Source organism: Halobacillus sp. H74 (genome assembly GCF_052246715.1).
GTDB classification, from domain to species: Bacteria; Bacillota; Bacilli; order Bacillales; family Halobacillaceae; genus Halobacillus; species Halobacillus litoralis_A.
Genome location: NZ_JBQQCI010000010.1, coordinates 1 through 21,030, shown reverse-complemented (window position 1 = coordinate 21,030; position 21,030 = coordinate 1). Strand labels below are relative to the sequence as shown.

General features: G+C 41.8%; 19 protein-coding genes and 1 rRNA gene. 7 read left to right on the top strand and 13 right to left on the bottom strand.

Annotation, left to right across the window (positions count from 1 at the left end):
* Positions 1 to 384: 384 nt before the first annotated feature.
* From ACTWPX_RS18380 to ACTWPX_RS18365, 4 genes are all read right to left on the bottom strand, one after another.
* On the bottom strand, positions 385 to 1,623 hold the full coding sequence (locus ACTWPX_RS18380; RefSeq protein WP_443120985.1) for a dicarboxylate/amino acid:cation symporter: 1,239 nt from the start codon (positions 1,621 to 1,623) through the stop codon (positions 385 to 387).
* 578 nt (positions 1,624 to 2,201) lie between these two features.
* Positions 2,202 to 3,338: a trans-sulfuration enzyme family protein gene (locus ACTWPX_RS18375; RefSeq protein ID WP_443120984.1), complete on the bottom strand. Its 1,137-nt coding sequence runs from the start codon at positions 3,336 to 3,338 to the stop codon at positions 2,202 to 2,204.
* Between the two features lie 64 nt (positions 3,339 to 3,402).
* Positions 3,403 to 4,005 (bottom strand): NUDIX hydrolase, encoded by a 603-nt coding sequence (locus ACTWPX_RS18370; RefSeq protein WP_443120983.1) that lies wholly within the window; start codon positions 4,003 to 4,005, stop codon positions 3,403 to 3,405.
* A 97-nt stretch (positions 4,006 to 4,102) separates the two neighbouring features.
* Positions 4,103 to 6,238, bottom strand: coding sequence for an EAL domain-containing protein (locus tag ACTWPX_RS18365; protein ID WP_443120982.1), 2,136 nt, complete (start codon positions 6,236 to 6,238; stop codon positions 4,103 to 4,105).
* A 115-nt stretch (positions 6,239 to 6,353) separates the two neighbouring features.
* Between ACTWPX_RS18365 and ACTWPX_RS18360 the strand changes: the two genes are divergently transcribed.
* Together ACTWPX_RS18360 and ACTWPX_RS18355 are read left to right on the top strand one after the other, a co-directional pair.
* A complete protein-coding gene (locus ACTWPX_RS18360; RefSeq protein WP_443120981.1) occupies positions 6,354 to 6,530 on the top strand; it encodes a hypothetical protein in 177 nt (58 codons plus the stop codon).
* Positions 6,531 to 6,674: 144 nt separating this feature from the next.
* On the top strand, positions 6,675 to 8,099 hold the full coding sequence (locus ACTWPX_RS18355) for a hypothetical protein (protein WP_443120980.1): 1,425 nt from the start codon (positions 6,675 to 6,677) through the stop codon (positions 8,097 to 8,099).
* Between the two features lie 30 nt (positions 8,100 to 8,129).
* Here ACTWPX_RS18355 and ACTWPX_RS18350 read toward each other — a convergent pair whose 3' ends face one another.
* Positions 8,130 to 8,903, bottom strand: a complete 774-nt coding sequence (locus ACTWPX_RS18350) for an alpha/beta fold hydrolase (protein WP_443120979.1) — start codon at positions 8,901 to 8,903, stop codon at positions 8,130 to 8,132.
* A gap of 183 nt (positions 8,904 to 9,086) precedes the next feature.
* On the opposite strand from ACTWPX_RS18350, the gene ACTWPX_RS18345 reads away from it, so the two are divergent.
* The gene (locus ACTWPX_RS18345; protein ID WP_443120978.1) at positions 9,087 to 9,665 is read left to right on the top strand and encodes an SCO family protein; all 579 of its coding nucleotides are present in this window, start codon (positions 9,087 to 9,089) and stop codon (positions 9,663 to 9,665) included.
* A 120-nt stretch (positions 9,666 to 9,785) separates the two neighbouring features.
* Here ACTWPX_RS18345 and ACTWPX_RS18340 read toward each other — a convergent pair whose 3' ends face one another.
* Positions 9,786 to 10,688: a DUF1002 domain-containing protein gene (locus ACTWPX_RS18340; RefSeq protein ID WP_443120977.1), complete on the bottom strand. Its 903-nt coding sequence runs from the start codon at positions 10,686 to 10,688 to the stop codon at positions 9,786 to 9,788.
* A 194-nt stretch (positions 10,689 to 10,882) separates the two neighbouring features.
* Here ACTWPX_RS18340 and ACTWPX_RS18335 point away from each other — a divergent pair, with 194 nt between their 5' ends.
* Together ACTWPX_RS18335 and ACTWPX_RS18330 are read left to right on the top strand one after the other, a co-directional pair.
* Entirely contained in the window at positions 10,883 to 11,269 is a 387-nt protein-coding gene (locus ACTWPX_RS18335) for a DoxX family protein (protein WP_443120976.1), read from the top strand.
* 46 nt (positions 11,270 to 11,315) lie between these two features.
* A complete protein-coding gene (locus ACTWPX_RS18330) occupies positions 11,316 to 11,840 on the top strand; it encodes a type 1 glutamine amidotransferase domain-containing protein (RefSeq protein WP_128524815.1) in 525 nt (174 codons plus the stop codon).
* Between the two features lie 112 nt (positions 11,841 to 11,952).
* Here ACTWPX_RS18330 and ACTWPX_RS18325 read toward each other — a convergent pair whose 3' ends face one another.
* The 4 genes from ACTWPX_RS18325 to ACTWPX_RS18310 all read right to left on the bottom strand — a co-directional run bounded on the left by ACTWPX_RS18325 (position 11,953) and on the right by ACTWPX_RS18310 (position 15,670).
* Entirely contained in the window at positions 11,953 to 13,119 is a 1,167-nt protein-coding gene (locus ACTWPX_RS18325) for an acyl-CoA dehydrogenase family protein (protein ID WP_443120975.1), read from the bottom strand.
* A gap of 205 nt (positions 13,120 to 13,324) precedes the next feature.
* On the bottom strand, positions 13,325 to 14,137 hold the full coding sequence (locus tag ACTWPX_RS18320) for a PAS domain-containing protein (protein WP_443120974.1): 813 nt from the start codon (positions 14,135 to 14,137) through the stop codon (positions 13,325 to 13,327).
* Between the two features lie 96 nt (positions 14,138 to 14,233).
* Positions 14,234 to 14,803: a nucleotidyltransferase family protein gene (locus ACTWPX_RS18315; RefSeq protein ID WP_443120973.1), complete on the bottom strand. Its 570-nt coding sequence runs from the start codon at positions 14,801 to 14,803 to the stop codon at positions 14,234 to 14,236.
* A gap of 18 nt (positions 14,804 to 14,821) precedes the next feature.
* Positions 14,822 to 15,670 carry a LysR family transcriptional regulator gene (locus ACTWPX_RS18310; RefSeq protein ID WP_443120972.1) on the bottom strand — a complete coding sequence of 283 codons (849 nt, stop codon included), beginning with the start codon at positions 15,668 to 15,670 and terminating at the stop codon, positions 14,822 to 14,824.
* 105 nt (positions 15,671 to 15,775) lie between these two features.
* Here ACTWPX_RS18310 and ACTWPX_RS18305 point away from each other — a divergent pair, with 105 nt between their 5' ends.
* Positions 15,776 to 16,987, top strand: a complete 1,212-nt coding sequence (locus tag ACTWPX_RS18305) for an MFS transporter (RefSeq protein ID WP_443120971.1) — start codon at positions 15,776 to 15,778, stop codon at positions 16,985 to 16,987.
* Positions 16,988 to 17,447: 460 nt separating this feature from the next.
* On the opposite strand, the gene ACTWPX_RS18300 is transcribed toward ACTWPX_RS18305, so the two are convergent.
* Positions 17,448 to 18,347, bottom strand: coding sequence for a LysR substrate-binding domain-containing protein (locus ACTWPX_RS18300; RefSeq protein WP_443120970.1), 900 nt, complete (start codon positions 18,345 to 18,347; stop codon positions 17,448 to 17,450).
* 107 nt (positions 18,348 to 18,454) lie between these two features.
* Between ACTWPX_RS18300 and ACTWPX_RS18295 the strand changes: the two genes are divergently transcribed.
* Positions 18,455 to 19,459: a YeiH family protein gene (locus ACTWPX_RS18295; protein ID WP_443120969.1), complete on the top strand. Its 1,005-nt coding sequence runs from the start codon at positions 18,455 to 18,457 to the stop codon at positions 19,457 to 19,459.
* Positions 19,460 to 19,596: 137 nt separating this feature from the next.
* Here ACTWPX_RS18295 and ACTWPX_RS18290 read toward each other — a convergent pair whose 3' ends face one another.
* Both ACTWPX_RS18290 and rrf read right to left on the bottom strand, forming a co-directional pair.
* The gene (locus ACTWPX_RS18290) at positions 19,597 to 20,757 is read right to left on the bottom strand and encodes an AI-2E family transporter (RefSeq protein WP_443120968.1); all 1,161 of its coding nucleotides are present in this window, start codon (positions 20,755 to 20,757) and stop codon (positions 19,597 to 19,599) included.
* A gap of 151 nt (positions 20,758 to 20,908) precedes the next feature.
* Positions 20,909 to 21,022, bottom strand: a 5S ribosomal RNA gene (gene rrf / locus ACTWPX_RS18285).
* Between the last annotated feature and the right edge of the window lie 8 nt (positions 21,023 to 21,030).

Sequence of the window (21,030 nt, the reverse complement as noted above, 5' to 3'; positions counted from 1 at the left end):
ACTATACCCATCAGTGCTTATGGTTACACGTTGAAGCAAGAGGTTCCGGTGCAGAGTCCCCATATATATTTGATACTTCTATTCTCTTTTTCAAACATAAAACCCTTTTCCGGGGAAAAATTAATGACAAAACGCCCTCCTTATACAAGGAAGACGTTTTGTCATTTTTCATCTCCGTATGAATCGTTAGGAACATTTTCACCTGGATCAAAAGTGGAAGCGCCTTGGTCAGCTCGACGAGCTTAAGCACATCTGCAGGCGCTGAATTTGATTGCGGCTTATGTAGAAGACGATATCCACAGGCAGGAATTTTCAATTTCCTTGATTATTAAAAAAGTGCAACCATTAAAAGTGGTTGCACTTTTTTATATGATATAAAAACATTTAAGCTTCAGCAGCGCGTGAGTCTTCTTCTAGCCCATGTTTTTTCTCTGTTTCAGCAACCACGACGGCACAGGCTGCATCACCCGTGATATTAAGCGCAGTACGCGTCATATCAAGAAGACGGTCGATACCGATGATTAATGCAATTCCTTCCACCGGTAGAGAAACTTGGTTCAATACCATTGCAAGCATGATCAAACCTACGCCCGGAACACCCGCTGTTCCGATACTTGCTAATACAGCGGTCAGAACGACCATAATCAATTGAGCAAAGCCCAACTCTGAACCATACACTTGCGCAATGAAAATTGTCGCAACACCCTGCATGATTGCTGTACCATCCATGTTAATGGTTGCACCCAGGGGTTGTACGAAACTGCTCACTGGTTTCGGCACGTTCAAATTCTCTTGTGCCGTTTTCATGGAGATCGGCAGTGTCGAGCTGCTGCTTGATGTACTGAATCCGACGGTCATAGCCGGGAAGAAACCTTTGAAGAATTTAACAGGACTCATCTTACCAAAGAATTTAACCGCTGACCCATAAGTCACTATCGCATGTATGAATAACCCGAGTATAACGACGACCATGTACATAAACATTGCCTGCATACCATCTATCCCCATGGTCCCGATGGCTGAAGCCAATAGACCGAAGGCGCCGTATGGAGCGAAACGCATGATTAAGTTCACAAGGAACATCATGATTTCATTACCTTGATCAATGATTTTGTAAATCCCTTCGGTTTTCTTACCCAACATTGCTAAGGCAAAACCGATGAAAATGGAGAAAGCAATTATTTGAAGCATATTCCCTTCCACCATAGATTGAATAGGGTTCGTCGGAATGATATTCGTAAACGTTTCAACGACCCCTGGAGCTTCTTCAGCTTCATACTCTGCACCGGCAGGATCGATATCGATGTTACCCGGCTGGAAAAGGTAGGCCAGGGAAATGGCAATTGAAATGGCGATCGTTGTAGTAGCAAGGAAAAAGGCGATCGTTTTCCCACCGATTCTTCCAAGTTTTTTTGGATCACCTAAAGAAGCAGTACCTAAAGTAATGGAAAAGAACACGATTGGTACGACCAGCATTTTAATAAGATTTAAGAATACGGTCCCTAACGGACTGAACACATAGGCATCAAGTGTTGTAAATAAATCCGGGGCGGCAAGGTGTAAAACAATACCGACAACCGCACCAAGTATCAGGCCAATAAAAATCTTGGTTGTTAACTTCATGGCGTTACCTCCTACAAAACATTATGAAAACGCTTTCTTGTTATTTTGTTTTAAAAGACTAAAGCAGAAAAATAATAGAAGATGGCATGAAATAGGACACGCCAAAAAAAGCACTAAAAGGCTTACAACTTTGGGTTTGATATCAGTGAGTCTATGTGATGGGGTCGTGCTCGACTCTCAGATAGTGGTTGCAGCCTACGCGGGATGAAAACGTGCTTTTTAAATTATAGCACACACTTTTTAAATGGTGAATAGAATTTAATGCCAGTTAACCATACAACTAGTATACAAGAGGTGAAAATTATTTTTGTATGGCCATTGAATCCGTGTGTTTAATAGTCTTCTGTAAATTACGAGAATATTTAGAATTCACGACAAATTCATACCTTCTGGTTTTGAGATAGGATGTTCATAGGCTGGGGTTCTCTTCATCTATTTATCACAAAGGTCCAGGGAAACGATAAGGCTCACAGTGATTTGTTTCCCCGCCCCTTCACCTCCCCAAAAGCTACTTCACAGTGGTTGAACAAAGAATTTTTTGGAAGAAAATCCATGCTGAAGTATTAAAAGCTATTCCTTCATGCCTCGATGGCTTGTGTCAATTGATTGATGATATCTTCACTATCCTCAATTCCGATAGATAACCTGATGACATAATCATTAATACCGATATTCTCTTTTTCTTTCTCCGATAGAGCTCTGTGGGAGGTCCTTACAGGATAAGATATTGTAGTCTCTACCCCTGCCAGTGTCGGTGCTATCTTAATCCACCCCAGTGATTGAAAAAAGGTTTCCACATTTACTTTTTCATCTAATTCAATCGTAACAATAGCCCCATGGCCGCGATCAGATACATATTCCGGGTAATACACCGTCCGCACACCTGCATGTTTTTTCACAGCTTTCGCTACTTGCTCTGCATTAGAGGACTGTTGTTTCATCCGCAGGCCTAAGGTTTTGGCTCCTCGTTGAGTCAACCACGCCTCGAATGGGCTTAAATTTGCACCCAACGTAACCACTTTACTTGTCGCTTCTTGAACAAGCATTTGATCACCTACGAGCACACCGCATGTAACATCACTATGCCCGCCAATATACTTTGTCCCGCTATGAACGACGAGATCGATTCCTGATGTGTACGGTTGAAGAAGATAAGGGGTGGCGAACGTATTGTCGACCATTGTCTTCAAACCTTTTTCCTTTGCTAACTTCACCAACCCTGCTAAATCCTCCACCCGTAAAAAAGGATTAGAAATGGACTCAGTATAGAGGAGCCTTGTATTCTCCTGTACCGCTTCTTTCACCTCTTCCAACTCTGCAAACGATACCATCGTTACATCAATACCGAATGTAGAAAGCTCTTTAGTGATCAGCTTGTGAGTACCGCCGTACAAATCTTCTGCAGCAATAATGTGATCACCTGGTTTAGCCACAGAAAGGATACCAGCTAGTATTGCTGACATTCCAGATGAAGTGGCTACTCCTGCTGGTGCTTCTTCTAATTGAGCCACAGTCCCTGACAGTTCATCTGTGTTCGGGTTTCTCTCCCTTGTATATAGATATGGACTATCCCCTTCGTAGTAGCTTTCGAGATGATCCAAATCTTTGAATGTGAAAGCTGATGTTTGATAAATCGGGGTGCTCTTACTATTCGGGACCTGCTGCTGGTCCAGTTTATGGTGAACAACTTTTGTATCGAATGATGATTCTGGCATGATTCGTCTCCTTTCACTTTCCTATCGCTTAATGAAAAATTATATCGATATACATAGATTAATGTCAAAGTTTTTCGACATAATTACAGATGGATTGAATAATAAACCGTTCATAACCAGCTTCATGTGGAACAAAATCTTCCTTTACCAAATCGATCAAGTGCTCTGAGAGTAGTGAAACGCCGGATATCCTCTTACACTCTCCTGTAACTAAATAAGAAAATTGTTCTAGAGGCACCCTTACAATATCCTGGACCTCATTACCAATATCGAAATCCAAAGCTGAGGTATATCGGTGGAAATGAACATGGCAAATCTCTTTGTCAATAAATGTCCCTGCTTTTAACACTTCTTTAAAGACTCCACCCTTTATGACTTGCTCTGCCTTCAATTCGAGACCCAGTTCTTCTTTAATTTCTCGTAAACCTGCTGTCATAAGGTTTTCTTGCGCTTCAATATGCCCTGCTGCAGTAATATCAAACAAATCAGGGAAATCCTTTTTCTCACTAGAGCGCTGTTGGAACAAGAGATATATCTCCTTATCTTTCTGTTCAAAAAACCAACAATGAAAGGTTTCATGCCACTCACCATCTCTATGCACCTCATCGCGGTCTTTTATCCCTGTGGGTTTCCCCTCGTTATTGAAAACCGTAAGCATTTCTTTCATAGCTATTCCCCTCCCCTTCCATGCTGGCTATCATCATACCATGTCAATCGTTTATAATTTCTCACTTAAGCTCCACATGCACAAAAAAGCGTAAACCTTAAAGGCTTACGCACTGGGCTGGAACAGGCTTACTGAAATAATAACCTTGGTACTCATAACACCCTTTTTGCTTCAAATAAGTAATATGTGCCTGTTGCTCCACGCCTTCAGCGATTACTTGGAGGCCAAGACTTTTAGCCATACTAATAATAGCATTGACGATGGCCACTTCAGTGGTGTCCTTGTTAATTTGGTTGATGAAAGAGCGGTCAATTTTGATGGCATCAACAGGAAGACGGTTCAAATAACTAAGCGAAGAGAACCCTACACCAAAATCATCCAAATGGACTTTGATTCCTTCGGCTCTCAACTGGTTCAATGTGTCGATACTGCGATCGAAGTCCTGGAGCACCATTGTCTCAGTTATTTCGATAATTAAACTTTCTGAATTGATACCCGAGTCTTCCAATGCTTTGAATACTTTTTGCGGGAGGAGGGCATCAGCGAATTGTTGTGCTGACAAGTTAACAGCTATTTTCAACCCTGGTCGTTGATCCTTCATTTGCCACTGCTTTGTTTGAGTACAAGCTTCCTGTAGTACCCACTCACCAATATCAATGATCATCCCTGTCTCCTCAGCCAGTCGGATGAAATGATAAGGAGATAAAAGACCAAACTCTGGATGGTTCCACCTGATTAATGCTTCATATCCTATCACTTCAAAAGTTTTCCCACAGACTTGAGGCTGATAATGCAGGATGAACTCTCCATTATCCAGGGCGTGATGAAGCGATTGTTTCAAGTCCAGTTCTTCACGTATTTGTTCACTCATACGCGCGTCATAGATTTCATAGCGATTTTTACCATTTATTTTCGCCTTATGCATCGCTGCATCCGCATATCTCAAGATGTCTTCCCCGCTTTCCTCACCGTGAGAAGAGAATGTAATTCCAATACTCGCTGTACTGTAAAACTCTTTTTGATTAATGATAAAAGGCTGCCTCATCGAATGAATAATGTGGTCACTTACTTCACATACTTCATCGATAGTAGAAACATTGCGTAACCACACGACAAATTCGTCACTGCTGATTCGTGAAATGACACAATCCTTTTGCGCAAAAGTCCGCCGCAAGTACCGAGCAAACTGACGCAGCAAATCATCCCCTCTAGCATGCCCCCATGAATCGTTGATCATCTTGAAATTATCGATATCAATTAATAGTAACGCCACGTATTGTCTCTCGTTACTGGGGGATAGAAGTTCTTCTTTAAGTAGTTTGGAGAAATATGTCCTTGTAACCAGGCCTGTGAGTGGATCATATCGGGATAACATTCGCAGTTTATTTTCTGCCTGCATACGAGATAATTCATTAGCAATCCGGTCCGCAAAAACTTGGAACATAGCCTTGCTCAGTGGTCCACTTGTTTGTGTTTGGTGATCCATGATGGCAAAGATACCGATGACTTCTCCTTCTGAATTTAAAAGAGCTTTGCCTAAATAACTTTCCACATGATACTCGCGAATCAACTGGTCTCCCGGAAACCGAGTTTTTACATCACGGGGGAAATAGCAGTCGTAGGACGCCACCACCTGCTCACACGGTGTTCCCTCTAATGTGTAGGTCAATCCCGAGGTCACCTCTCCTTTGTGGAACAAGGAGATCGCCGTGACTTCTTCTTTTTCCACACCAGTCAATTCACCAATCAAAACGGTATCCACATCTAAAATATCAGCTAAATATTTTACAAGAAAATCGAAAAATGCCTGGCCATTATAAGATAAAAAGGCATCCCCAATCTCTATAATTCCTTTTTTGATTTTGACCAGCTCAGACTGATATATGCCATCAGGGGCTGCTACTCCTGTATACCCGGCCACTACCCCTTGGTGGTTATAAAAAGGTGTAACAATATCCTTCACCCAACGGTACCCTTTTCCTACCCTTAACCGGTAATCCAGGTGGAAGGAACTCCGCGCTTCCTCAACCTCTTTCGTCCGATACAAATAGTGCACGTCATCCTTATGAAGCATCGTTTTTATCTCTTCCACCTCTAATACTTCTCTTTCTAAACGGAGGTCCTTTCTCAACAGTGAACTTACATACATCTTTTGTTCATTCAAATCAAAAAACCAGATAGGTATGGAAAGCTGTTTAAGCGTACCCCAAGGATGTTCCATTGTCTGAGCCATTCCGTTCACCTACTCCAAAAATTATTAATTCCATCTATCCTAAATATCGGAAAATTTATATCAAAGTTTAATTCAGTACTGATAAGGAATACTACCTATGAAGGAGGGAACTATTATGAAGGAGAGAAAAACACGACGCGGAGAAGTAGAACAAACAAATGAAGCAGCTGAAATTTTCAATAAATCAATGCGCTTCAATAGGGCATTCATCCCCGATCAGGAAGATGAACAAACGGAAGATCATTCTGAAAGTGACGCCCTATATCATCATTATTCAGATAAACCTGAATGATCCGTGGTTTCCCATCAAGGGGCCACTTTTTTTATGGATTTTTTACGATAGACCCTATTAATTCGAAAATTCTGTTATCATTGAACCAATATTGATACATTTTTTTACATAGTTTTATTACGATAGCAGAAAGGGTATTTACATATGAACAAATGGAAAACAATATTGATTGTATCTTCTCTCCTCGTTTTTGGAATCGGGACTTACTTATATACAGGAGACAAAGAAGGTAAATTGACACATGGCAAAGATTCGCAGCCTATGAGACAAGCGAAAGCTATAGATATGGACGACTTGCCATTAGAATGGAAAGAAGTGGAAAGTTTTGAAGAAGTCCAATCTTTTTATGAAGACCGGGTACCCGGTCTGGCTCTTGCACGTAAGCAAGGATTGACAACTCTCCCAGGAGAGTCCACTCCAATTAAAGGTCGCGATGGCCGGATGCAAATCAATGAAGTATGGCATAACGGCCATACCGTTCAAATCTTCTATAGTATCGACCTATCTACCTTTATTGGTGAAGATAAGGAAAAGAATAAGTTTCTTAATCGTCCTCCTTCTTTAGAAGGGATTCACATTGAAGAGACAGGGGATTTTGAGGAACAAACTTTTTCGACCCATTCAAGAGAATTGCACCCAAGAGATACCGTGGTTTTTGAAAACAGACTGTATAGTATGGTCCAGGCACCTCCAATCACCAACTCCGAATGGGGATACGAATATATCCCCGAAGAAATCAAAAATTTCAATCAGGAAATTGCCACATCGTTTGATCTCAGAATTGATGGAGAGACAATTAGTACAGACCGGATGCCTGTCCAATATATACATGACAAAGAAAAACATATCATCGGTAATTATACGACTGACGAAACCTACTCAGAGAACGGGATTACCATCGAACCGATCGAAATCAAGTTGGGAATCGCCTCAAGCCAAGTGAAAATGAGAATTGAGCATGACCAGGCTGACTTCAATCAGTCAGTCCAGGCATTTATAAGGACAGAAACTGGAGAAAAAGTGCCGCTTTCGCATTTTAGTGAACAAGAAGATGGTCTGTATGTAAGTAGTTTTCAACCTTTTCAGGAAATTCCTGAAAAAGTATCCTTGGAATTTGAAGCTATCCACTTAAAAGAAGACCAGTCTTATTCATTTGATGTAGATATGACGCAATTCCAAGGCTTTGATTCAGAGACGAAGACGATTGATGAAAAAGTGGGAGAAGCCTACGAGACCGACATTATCCTCAAACGGGTCAACACCCATGGGGGGCACCATATGGACATGGAACTGAATTTCAAACCTCATTCCAGTGACCAAAAAAAGCACTTGGTCGGCGCAGCTCTTGATTATTATCAACAACCACAAGAAACAATGAAAAGGCATGTACAGGTTGAAAGTAATGATGGAGAAACGGTGGAAGGGGATTTTTATGGCCATAACCAACAAGGGAATATCAACTTCGAAGCTGGCAAATTCAGAAATTCCTCGACGTTGTCTGTCACGGTAGACCAGATTGTCTATGCTCAATCGATTGATGAATCCTTCGAGTTAGTATCAAAAAATTGACAAAGCAGAGGCTGAAATGGCCTCTGCTTTTCATATGTTCTGAACTTTTTCGTGAATGAAATCTCTGACTGCTTCATTGAAACGATCATAGTGTGTTGCTGGTGTCTGATGAAATGCGTCTTCAATGACCGTCATCTTTGCCTCAGGACAATTTCGATAGTATTTTGCATGCTCATTGATCCAGAATTCTTTACTTCCGTAGACGAGTAAAAGGGGTCCTTTTAATTGATTCAATCTACGGCTGCAGTCGTAATGGAGCGCGCGGTTGTAATAGGCGTACCAGGCTTCCGGATCAGACTTTGCCATATGCTCATTTAACTCGCGTTTGATGGAGGCATCCCTGAAATGGGAATGGCTCAATAGCTTTGCAAGCGACTCTGGACTTTGTTCAATCCATTGCATGCCTCCTAAGAATTCAAAGCGTAATCCACCAGTACCGACCTTTGGAAACCCTCCTGCCAAAATGAGCGCCTTGGTTCGCTCAGGAAAAGTGAGCGCAAATTCCTGGGCTACCATACCTCCACACGAATAGCCGACAATCACGGCTTCATCCAAATGAAGATGATCGAGCAGTTGAAGGATTTCCCTGGCATAAGTACTGATATCCGGGTCTTGTATTACAACCTCTGAATCCCCGTTTCCGCTCAAGTCTGGAAAAATCACACGAAATTCGCGACCTAAATCATGTTGTAATTTGAACACTTTACGCCCCATTCCAGGAGGGTGGATGAATACAAGTGCTTCTCCGTTTCCTTTATCATCATAATATAATTGTTTCCCTGACTTCTCAATATAATAAGGCATGCTCGTCATCCCCTACTCAAAATTTCATGGAATCTTAGCCTCCCCTTCTTATGGAAATGTATGTATTAAAAACGATTCAAATTATGTCTATTTATTTAACAAGCGCAGGTGCAATTGACACTTGGATTTAAGCAAGAGTACACTAGACATGGTACTTCGATTCTGGAAGGGGAAAATCATGAAATGAAACGATTATTTTTACTCAGCTTATTAGGAACTTTGTCGATTATTCTAACCGCATGTGGTTCGAATGAACTTGAAAATACACTGGGGTGGGAAGTTCAACCGTTTGAAGCCACTACCCAGGATGGTGAAAGCTTCTCAACAAAAGACTTGGAAGGAAAAGTGTGGTTGGCGAACTTCATTTTTACGAGCTGTGAAACGATTTGTCCCCCAATGACAAGGAACATGGCAAAAATCCAAGACCAGCTGAAAGAGGAAGGAATCGAAGCTGAAATCGTCTCCTTCAGTGTGGACCCGACCGTAGATACCCCGGATGTACTTAAGAAATTCGGGAAAGAGCACGGAGCTGATTTCAGTAACTGGACATTTGTGACAGAATATACACAGGAAGAAATAAGGGTTTTTGCTGAAGAAAGTTTTAAAACAGTGGCCGTGAAAACCGAAGGAAACGACCAAGTGACACACGGTGCTTCGTTTTACCTTGTCGGGACCGAGGGCCAGGTTCTGAAGAAGTATAAAGGTGACGTAGATGTTCCTTACGATCAGATTGTAGAAGATACGAAAATAGCTAACCAATAGCCACTTCCACCCTCCCTCCACAATGGACGGAGGGTTTCGTGTATGAATATGGAAATAAATAACACCTCAAGCCATCCAAATATTGGATGACTTGAGGTGTGAAAATATAGAAATTAAAAATCAGTTGAACAGTGACTTAACGAAATTGCTGAGGGATGTGAAGAAATTCTGCACAGCTGTCTGAAGGCTCTTCCAAAAGCCGTCATCATTGATTAAATCCTGAAGGTTTCCAGTCAGATCCTCCAACTGGGTCTTGACCTGGTCAAAGTCGATATTCAAACTTCTCATCTGTTCAAATAGATCAGTCAACCTTTGGCGATCTTCCGGACTCAACTCAATATTCAATGATTGCAACTGGTCCTGGACAATTTGCTCTACTTCTTCTTTTGTGGCAGGATCCTGCTCTGCGATTGCTTTTTTAATTTCTGTCAGGAGCTCGCTGATTTTTGCCTGGTCAATCCCTTCTTCTTCAGCAATGTCTGTGGCAATATCAAGTTCTTCACTAGCCACTTGCATACGATCTTCATCGAGCTTGACGCCCTTCGCATCATAGGCTTTATATATTCCAGTCAATGCAGAATGACCACTTACTTTTACAGAAGAAGCAACTAGGACATCTGCATTCTCCACTCCTGCTGTCAACAGAGCATTTGTGTACATTTCTTTGCTCACCTGTGTTATGTTATCAGGTGTTACAATTTCAATATTCAACCCTGCATCATTATCCTTATGAATAATCTTAACTGAAGAGTACATATTCGAATTCGGATTTCCTCCGATATAGTTAGCAAGGTCTTGACCATTTACAGTGAATTCATCCACTTGATCGTGTTGATTCACCTCAAGAAGTTCCGCCACATCCGTTTTCTGTGACTGAGACAATGCTTCTCCATAGACGACAATCGGTAAACCAAGCTTCTCATTGATCCCCTGGTCTCCTGTTGAAGCAAAACCTGTGGATGGGACAACAAATGCTGTGAATAGAACTGTGATGAACACCCATATACTCATACATTTTTTCATTCTTCTCGACCCCTTGTAAACATGGTAGATTCCTCCTTAAGCTATGCGGAACCTTCCATCTATTATAACCTACTCCCCATCATGGACATCTGCCCTCAGACCTATATCTGAAAAAAGTAGGCTGCTTAAGTAGACGAACTCGTTATGAGAAAAGTTTCACCTATTGATTAAATTTCCTAAAGGAGGCAAACGTCATGCACGTATTACGCCAAATCGGACTTTATCTTTTCGCTGCAGCATTTTTTTACGCAGGGGTCACCCATTTCATATATGACCATGGGTTCGCCCAGATGCTCCCTTCTTGGGTGCCTCTGAAATTAGAACTCATTTATGTAACAGGGATAACGGAATGGCTCTTAGCCTTGCTTCTTATCTTTCCACAAACAAGGAGGGCGGCAGGGTTTGCGACAGCTATCTTCTTGGTCCTTGTGTTACCAGCCAATATATACGCTGCCATCTATGGCATACCAGCACCCTGGAGTGAAGAAACGAGCCTGGCTGCTTTATGGGTCCGCCCTCTCTTCCAACCTCTTCTCATCTGGTGGGTCATCACAGTGTCCAAAGATTCGAAACACAGATGAACCTTTGGTAAAATAGAGATAGATTCCAAGGATAAGGAGGTAGTTTATGCGTTTAGAAAATAAAAAAGTCATAGCCTTAGTAAGCAAGGATTTTGAAGACCTGGAATTATGGTACCCTTTACTCCGGCTGCAAGAAGAAGGAGCTGTTGTACACCTTGTTGGTGAAGAAGCAGGCGTGGAGTATCCTGGCAAGTACGGGGTCCCAGCCACTTCCGATTATGCTTTTAACGATGTCGACCCCGCGGATTACGATGGGGTGCTCGTGCCTGGTGGTTGGTCGCCGGATAAACTTCGCCGTTATGACAAAGTCATCGAAATCATCCGCCACATGGACGAAAACCGCAAACCGATCGGACAAATTTGTCATGCTGGCTGGGTACTCATTTCTGCCGGTATTCTCAAAGGACGGAAAGTAACCAGTACCCCAGGCATCAAAGACGATATGACCAATGCAGGAGCTACTTGGTACGACGAAGCTGTCGTTCAGGATGAACACCTCGTATCCGCACGTCGTCCACCTGATTTACCTCCATATGCAAAAGCTTTTGCTGATTTACTAGCAGAGAAATAATTTGATGTAAAAAAGCTCGCAGCATGAGATAGCTGCGAGCTTTTTTTATGGGTTGTTTTAATTTGAGGAGCACCCCATCCCCCCCCGCTCCTGAGGTTGATCACTTAAATCGTTACTCTTTTTCAGCGATAGCCCGTTTCGCTAACATCGTAACGACAGCATCATCCATAGGGGGATTGTGGAGGCCTGCACGGACATCACGATAATATTTTTCAAATGGATATTTCTTTGAGAGCCCGCGCCCTCCTGCAATTCGTAGTGACAGGTCCACTACTTCAGTGGCTGTGTTGGTTACAGCCATTTTGACAGCTGCTAACTCTGGATTCATGTGCTTCCTTTTTTCAGGTTCTTCGTCCCATTTTCTCGCCGTCGTGTACATAAAGGAATGCGCCTGAAGCAGCTTCCATTCCATTTCACCGATTTTATCCTGAATATGGGCAACCTCTGAAATCGGTCTATCCAAACTATTAGGTTGGAAGTTCCTTGCAAAATCAATTGCATCATTCCGTGCTGCTACAGCAATCCCCAAATAGCAGGCAGGAATGTGCAGGAGCCACCCTTTAGGGGTCGACTTCTCCCCAGAATTGACTTCCACTAAATCCTCGAGATCCAGCTCCACATCTGTCATCACTAAATCGTCACTTTCCGTGCCCCGCATACCAAGGGTATCCCAGGTCTTTTCAACTGAAACACCAGGTTGATGACGGTCGATAATAAACCAGCCAACCTTGTCTATATCTTTAATATAAGCTGAGACGATATAGTAATCCAAATGGTCCGCCATTGATGTAAATGATTTCCTGCCATTCAGCACATATTGGCCATCTGCTCTGACAGCCGTCGTCTCTGGAACGCCACCACGAGTAGGGCTTCCTGTTGCCGGTTCAGTCGCTGCGCGGTTGACCACTTTTTGATTTCGGACCACTTCTTTTGCCAATTTTTCGAATTGGTCTCTTTTCCACAACTGTTCATCAGCCAGTTCCATCATGATTCCCATATGCCAGCCGATGGATAGCGCAACCGCTCCGTCACCTTCAGCGATCTTTTCTTGTAACAGCAACAGTTCATATAAGGAAAGATCCTCTCCCCCGAACGTTGTCGGTAATGTTAAAGAAGGGTATTCTTCTTGCTTGATCACATGTAAGGTGTGGTGGGAAAATACTGCATCACGATCCGTCTCTGTCACATGGGAACGAGCTTCTTCTGCGATACGTACAGCCTTTTCAAATAAACGCTCATGTCTGACATTCTTTATCCATGGTTGAAACACATCTCCCATTCTATCCACTCCTGCTTCCTTTATTATATTTAAATCATACCTTACAAGTCAGGTTTAAGCCAACGACCAGATTATGAAGTCTATGATATTTAAACTGACTTCTATAAATTCGAAAAATAAAAAAATCCCATGCCATACACTAAGCTAGATGTTCAGCTTTGGGCAGGGCATGGCATGGCTTTCGCAGACCGGAACCTTTAATTAATTATTTATTATTTGTTTCCTTTTGTATAAATTGCAGTGCTTGTTTTACTGAGGCATACGTCTGTAAAGATAATTCACTGAAATCTGCATAAGGGGCACTCTGGATTGCAAATGTCGGGTTAATCCCTGTAATGACAAGAGTTGTGCCCATCAAGTCAAGTAATTGGTTCATTTGATAAATCCCCATATGTACCGCTTCATTATAAGAATGAACAGCAGACATATCCATAATCAAATAATCTTCTTTCGTTTCCTTCACATGATGGCTCACGGCGTCCAGCATTTGCTGCAAACGTTCATCATCGATCGTCCCCACAAGAGGAAGTACGGAAATGTTGTCTTCAACAGGAACAATCGGTGTGGAGAGACGCTTCACTTCCGATAAGTAATGACCAATCAATTCCTCCTGTTGGCGTCGTTGAGACACATCTTTTTGCACGCCGACAAAGTATGTTTGATTCATCTCTTCAATGAATACGGGGAAAATTTGCAGTTCATTCCAAAACATCGACCCATCTTTACGATAATTTTTAATTTCAATTTGGACAGATTGGAAATTTTCAAGTCCGTCACGGATTCTTTCTACTTGGCTCTGACTCGTATCATCTCCTTGTAGAAAACGACAGTTCTGTCCCAAAATTTCGTCTGATTCGTATCCAGTTAACTCCTGAAAGCCTTTATTGCAATATATCATCGGATTATCTTCTTGTTCAGGGTCTGTAATAACAACTCCCGCCCCTACACGATCGATAGCCGCTTTAATGAATTCATTTTGATGTATTTCTTCTAATCTAGCAAACGATTGTCCACTCACTGTTAACAATCCCCTTTGTAATGGAATGAATACTATCATAATAAAATGAATCGTACTCGAAGTGCAAGCGGCACCCAAATATACATCTTTCTGGTTTTACCAGGGTGAAATTTTTAACATTGGCCATCGGGACTCCCATTTGTGGGCTTTCTTATAATAGATATCTTCGGTGATCAATTTTTTATTCGGCCTCCCAATCATTTGGAACAAATCTTCTAATCCATAAGGAGCGTATACTTGATAACTTCCTTCTACCAGGCGCTTCACCCCTATGGCTGAGGCAGTTGTCGGCCATGTGTCAATCGCCGCTTCACTTGATGGATAAGGTTCAATGACCTGGTCGAATTTATCTTCATACCACTGGTGGACAAGTGCCTCATTCGTTATGTCAATCTCAAACGGATAATCATCCATTCTCTTTTTTAAACTTGCTTCCAGCTTTCTCTCCTCTGTTAATGTACCTTTTTCATCATGAAAAATAATATCTGCATCTCCAATCCCATAGCCGGGGTCATAACCATGGAGATCGTTCCACACAGTCTGCACAACTACTCCAGCCCCGATGTAATATGAACGGAGGTAACGGTCTGCAGTGTCAAATAACGGCTGGATATACGGTGTTTTTTCTTTAAGAATATAAACCAGCTTTTTTTCTAAATCCTCCATTTGCTATCACTTCTACCTTTATAAGCTTTCAACTTCTATATGCTTCATAAACGCCTCGACTTGCGGAAGGTCGCGTAAGCCAGGCTTTATACATGCCCAGGTCTCTCTGACAATTGACTTCCCCTCCATCGTCAAAGGTATATATTCAAAATGATTTTTTTCATTACTACATATACTTTCCGGCAACACCGTCATACCTAAACCTCTACTCATCATTTGCTTGGCTGTTTCAAAATGGTCGACTTTAATCGAACGTTTGAACAATAGACCATCCTGAGCGTACATCCACCTCTCAATCAACTTCTGAAATTCAGGATCACTTTTAAATTCAATGAATGGCCGTGTAAGTTTTGAGCGTAACGGATAACGATCGAACAGATACAGGGGGTCATCCAACAGATGAAATTTTTCATAATCCTTCAGGGGCTCTCCTCTGACAATACAAATGTGGAATGAATGTGCATTTTGTCGGATCTCTTCACTCACCCCAGTCACTAGATCAATGGTCACCTCAGGATGTTGTGCGGTGAACTTTTCGAGAATATCAGGGAGAAAGTACTGACTGAACAAAGAAGAGGCACCGATAGAAAGTGTCCCCGCTACTTTTCCTTTCGCTTTTGCTAAGCGAGTCCAAAGTTGTTCTTCTCGCTTCATGACAGTTGCCGCGTGATCCAGAACCACTTCCCCGAAGGGCGTAGGAAGGAGTTTCTTAGAGGTACGGAGAAAAATAAGCCCTCCCAAGTATTCTTCTATGTATTTCAAACGTTGGGTAAGAGCCGGCTGTGATATCAAGATCTTCTTCGCGGTCGCTCTGATTGTCCCATACTCCTTTAAATTAAGAATCAATTGATAATCTTCTAGTTTCATCTCGCCCCCCCATAAGCAATGCTTATCACTTTTCATTATAAAGCAATATTATCCAAATCTCTATATATGGGATAGGATGGAAGTAGTTCCAAAAGGGGTGATTTGATGAATCGATTGAATACAAGGCGGTTACTAAGTGGATATTTCTTCTATGAATGTGGGCGTGCTATGTATTTTGTATTGATCACTTGGTTTTTGTACCAGTGGACCGGAGATGCACTATATACAGGACTGTTTGTCAGCTTCGGTTTTATTCCCGGACTGTTTTCCAACCTGATTTTCGGCGTGCTTGTCGATCGTAAAAACAGGAAACGCCTCGCCAGCATTGCCGGTTTGTGCAGCATCATATGTTTAGTTTTTTTATGGGGGGCTTTCTTTATTGATTGGATCCATCCTTTAGTGATGATCGTGTCACATATGGTTCTTCAAACCCTAGGGTCTCTTTTTCGCCCTTCCCTTCAAGCCTTGGTGGCTGAGGTCTTCCCGAAGGAGGATTTGCCACGGATTTTCTCCTGGTCTGCCTCCTCCACTGTTGCTGGAAGTTTATGCGGTGCATCACTAGGGGGGATTTTGGCTGGCTGGTTAACTGTTACATCTTCCCTTGTTGTTGTCGTTTGTCTGTACTTGGGAGCCTGGGTGACCGTAAAACTTATATCTTACACACCTATACCTAAACAGGAATTAACCGAGCCGACTTCTTTCATAAAGGAAATGAAGGATGGCTTCGCATATGTGCATTCACACCAAATGCTTTATGGTTTATTCATCATGATGATGCTCGGCCAATTGACCTTTCATACAACACTGGGGTTTTTAAGTGTTTATACAAGTGCACACTTAAAACAGTCTTCCATTATATATGGTTTTCTTGATAGTACATTTTCAATCGGAGGAATTGTCGCCGGACTAATTGGCACCTGGTGGTGGATGAAGTGCAAAAACCGGCTGGCGGTTTGGTCGCTCCTCATTATGGCAGCCGGCTTAGCTTTGGTTGGACTGACTTCCCATGTTTGGATTGCTTTCCTTGGATTTGCTATGATCGGCCTTGGAACTTCATTTGTCCGTGCTCTTTTGCAATCCATTCAACAAATGGCGACTGACCCTCACTTTCACGGACGTATGTCTAGTTTACGAATGTTATGCAACCAGACTTCTGTTGTCATTACTGGTCCGATTTTCGGTATAGTCGCCACCTCCCAAGGAGCTTATATGGTTTTCCTTCTCTTGCTCTTCCCTGTCCTATTAGGTGTCTTATGGGCAATCAAACAATCAAAACACCCTGCATTCATAGAAATCACTTCACAACAAAGCGCGTGATCAAACAGTAAAAAGGTATGCTCTATTTTTTGAGCATACCTTGAATTATAAGTATAATCTCCGCTTATCTCGTCTCTTCCTTCGGTGTACGATAAACCTTCTCAACCTCAACTCCCAGCGTCTTCAAATAGTCGACAATCTGGTCTAGTCTCTTCATTTTTTCACCTCAGTATTAGAAATAAGATTTGGTATTGAAACACTGTTATTATGCTATCTTCCTTATTTACGAATCCACAAGCGAAAACGTTTCATTTTTTCTATAATGCACAGTACCCTCGATCTCTTAAATTTATTCAGGTTTTTTACACATTCGGACATTTTTTCAAAATTGCTGAATCCTGTGTGCACAGGATTGTAAGCTTACCTGGGCAATTTCGCTATCACCATATTATTATAGTGTCTTCACTTCAACCCAAACCTTCTTTCCCCTTCATCATAACAGAGGTTAGTTCGAAAAAAATCAATGATTTTTTGACAATTGATACATTTCCATAACCAGTTTGATGAAAACATCGACATGAGTGGTTATTTCTTCTTCATGGACAGGAGTTACGATGGAAAAATAACGTGTCGTCGACTTTATATAAGGAAGACGCATGATTAAATTCATGGCTCCTGTATGTTTTACGACCGTTTCAGATATGAAAGAAAGACCTATACCTGCTTTCACTCCCTGAATTACTCCATGATTACTACCAATCGTAATCATTTTCTTAGGACGGATGTTGAATGATTCCAGCATCGAATCCATCATTGCCCTGGTCCCTGATCCTTTTTCTCTAGAGATCCACGTCTGATCCTGCAGGTCTTCAAAGGTTATAGAGGATTTTCTTCGAATAGGATGGTCCTCTGGAACAACGACAACCATTTCATCCTCCATAAATGGAAAGGAAGCGAGCCCCTGATCGTCTACCTTCCCTTCGACTAACCCTATATCCAATTGGTGGAGTTGAACTTCACGATTGATTCTCTGTGAATTTGCAATCGTGACTCCTACTTCAATTGCAGGGTAGTTTTGATCAAATGATTTTAAAATCGTGGGAATGATATATTCACCGACTGTATAACTCGCTCCGATACGGATGCTTCCCCGAAGTTGTTGGTGAAACTCTAACACTTCACTTTTCGCTTTTTCCATAATACCTAACACTTGGCGGGCCCGCTGGTAAACAATATCACCTGTTTGAGTCACTATGAATCTTTTTGGAGATCGATCAATTAACGTTGTACCAAAAAAATGTTCCAAATTCTTAATATGTGAACTGACTGTTGGTTGTGAGAGGTTCAGTATTTCTGATGCTCTTGTAAAGCTTTTCTGATCAATGGCCGTTACGAATGTTTTTAATGCTTCTAAATCCATAGAATCACCCAATCATTTGATTTTATAATCATTGGCATTATAAAGTTTTATTTTACTAATAATTGAACGAGGCGTATAGTGTATGAGGGGAAAAAGGAGGAAAAAGCATGAAGCCATATTTCAGCTTGACTTCTGATCGAACACTCCTTACAGGAATAGGTTTTACTGCCTTCATTGCTGCCATCGGTTTTTTATTAGCCACCCTACCTTTGGTCAATCAAGCAGGACCTTTAGCATCTGCTATTTTACTTGCAGTCATTTATAGGCATTTTTTCGGGTACCCTGAATTCATACGGTCAGGAATTCAGTTTTCCGCAAAGAAACTATTACGTCTCGCTATTATATTGTTCGGTTTGAAATTAAATATTAATGTCATTATAAATGAAGGACTTCCCTTGCTCTTCAAAGGCGTCCTTGTCATCATTTTTGCTATCGGATTTATGTACTTTCTAGCCGTATTGTTTAAGGCTGACGTTTCATTGACAATGCTCCTTGGGATAGGTACTGGAATATGCGGGGCTTCAGCAATTGCAGCAGTCTCTCCTATCTTAAAAGCGAAAGAAGAAGACACAGCAATCAGCGCTGGTGTGATATCCATTGTTGGAACGTTATTCGCTATTGCTTATACCATTATACGTCCGATTCTTCCTATCAACGCAGAAGAATACGGCGTTTGGGCAGGATTGAGTCTCCATGAAATTGCTCACGTCGCCCTTGCAGGTGAACCTGCCGGCGAGGAGGGCTTGGGCATGGCACTCCTTGCCAAATTAGGCCGTGTTTTCTTGCTGGTGCCTGTTAGCCTGATCCTTGTATGGTTCATGCAGAAGAAAGGTAAAAAAGATAACGAGCACACTATCGCATTCCCTTACTTCTTAATAGGATTTATTCTAATGAGTCTTTTCGGAAGTTATATTGATGGGGCTCTCTTTACAATTCCTGCCTCAGTGATGAGTGGAATTTCTACCTTCACCTCATTCATTCTCACGATGGCTATGGTCGGCCTTGGGCTCAGTGTAAGTCTAACAGACGTAAGAGAAAAAGCATTAAAGCCAATGATTTTACTCATTTTAACTTCTATTTTATTATCACTGCTTTCTTATTGGATCCTATAAAAAAGATGCTGTCCTTTTCAGTTCAGCATCTTTTTTATGGACAATTAACATCCTGTCCCCTTAATGCCCTGAAGATAACAGGAGGAGAAAAGAAGTTCCACTATAAGTAGAAAAAAGGAAGGGCACCCTTTCCTTTTTTATTTACTATTGTCGATTGAATATTGATGTTCTTCCTCTACGAACCTGTTGTAACGACGTTGAAACCATAAAAACATATGGGTGACGAAAACTTTCAGAATTGCATAACCGGGAATAGCCAAGATGATTCCCACCACCCCGAACAAGTGACCTGCTGTCAGCAGTACAAAAATAATGGTTACCGGATGAATATGCAAACTTTTCCCCATGATTTGGGGAGATATAAACTTTCCTTCTAAGAGTTGAACAACCGTCCACACGAATAACAGTTTCAAAACCATGAAAGGAGAAGTAACGATAGATATAATCAGTGCTGGTGTGATAGCAATAACCGGTCCCAAGTAAGGAACGACACTCGTCACACTAGCAATCGCAGCAAGCAACAATGCATATTCCAATCCTATAATCAAGAATCCAATGTACATCATGATTCCTATACAAAAACTTACAATGATCTGACCCTGAATATAGGCACTAAGCTGGTGATCGATTCCATTGAATACACTTGTTACTTCCGAGCGGGTTTTAGGAGGGAAGAGTTTGATAATCGTTTCTGGCAAATGATGGCCATCCTTCAAAAGATAAAACAGGATGAAAGGCAGTGTCACAATTGCTACGACTACATTTGTCACCGTAGTAATGATACTCGTAATCCCCTCAACAGTCTGCGATGCATAAGAAGATATATAATCAGGAAGCTGATTTAAAACTCCATCCGCATCCTCAAAAAGATTTGTATAATACCCGGAAAACATGGAGTTTCGCAACCACTGATCCGTCGTATTGATTAAATCTCTTAAATATCTCGGCAATTCTTCTGCCAAACTGATCAGTTGCTTCTCTAGAAAAGGGATGATTAAGACCACCATGAGAGTAATCAAACCTACTAGAGCAAGGAGCGTAATTAAAATCCCCCAGATCCGCTTAACCCTCCACGACTCAAGTAAATTAATGATAGGCCGCAACAAGTAATAAACAACCACAGATAGAATTAACGGAAGAGCTACCGTCTGAACAAATATAAGAAAGGGGTCGAAGATGAACCCGACGTTTGAATAAACAAGGATATTCAACCCGACAATCAATAGCACACCTAATATGTATAATAGTTTACGGCCACCGAAGAAACGGATGACCGGTGTAGAATCCCAACGATTCATTTGCAATTCTCCTTCACCACCAAGAATGACAAGCCTGCTTTTCTACAGTTTACCATAAGAGGCAATTAAAGATAAAAAAACGGCGCACCCTTTTCACTATTTTCTTTATAAGCAAAACCCCTTCAGGAAATTCCTGAAGGGGTTAATAATGACGTGGCGGCGTCCTACTCTCACGGGGATCGACCCGACTACCATCGGCGCTGAAGAGCTTAACTGCTGTGTTCGGCATGGGAACAGGTGTGACCTCTTCGCCTTCACCACCACATCAATATA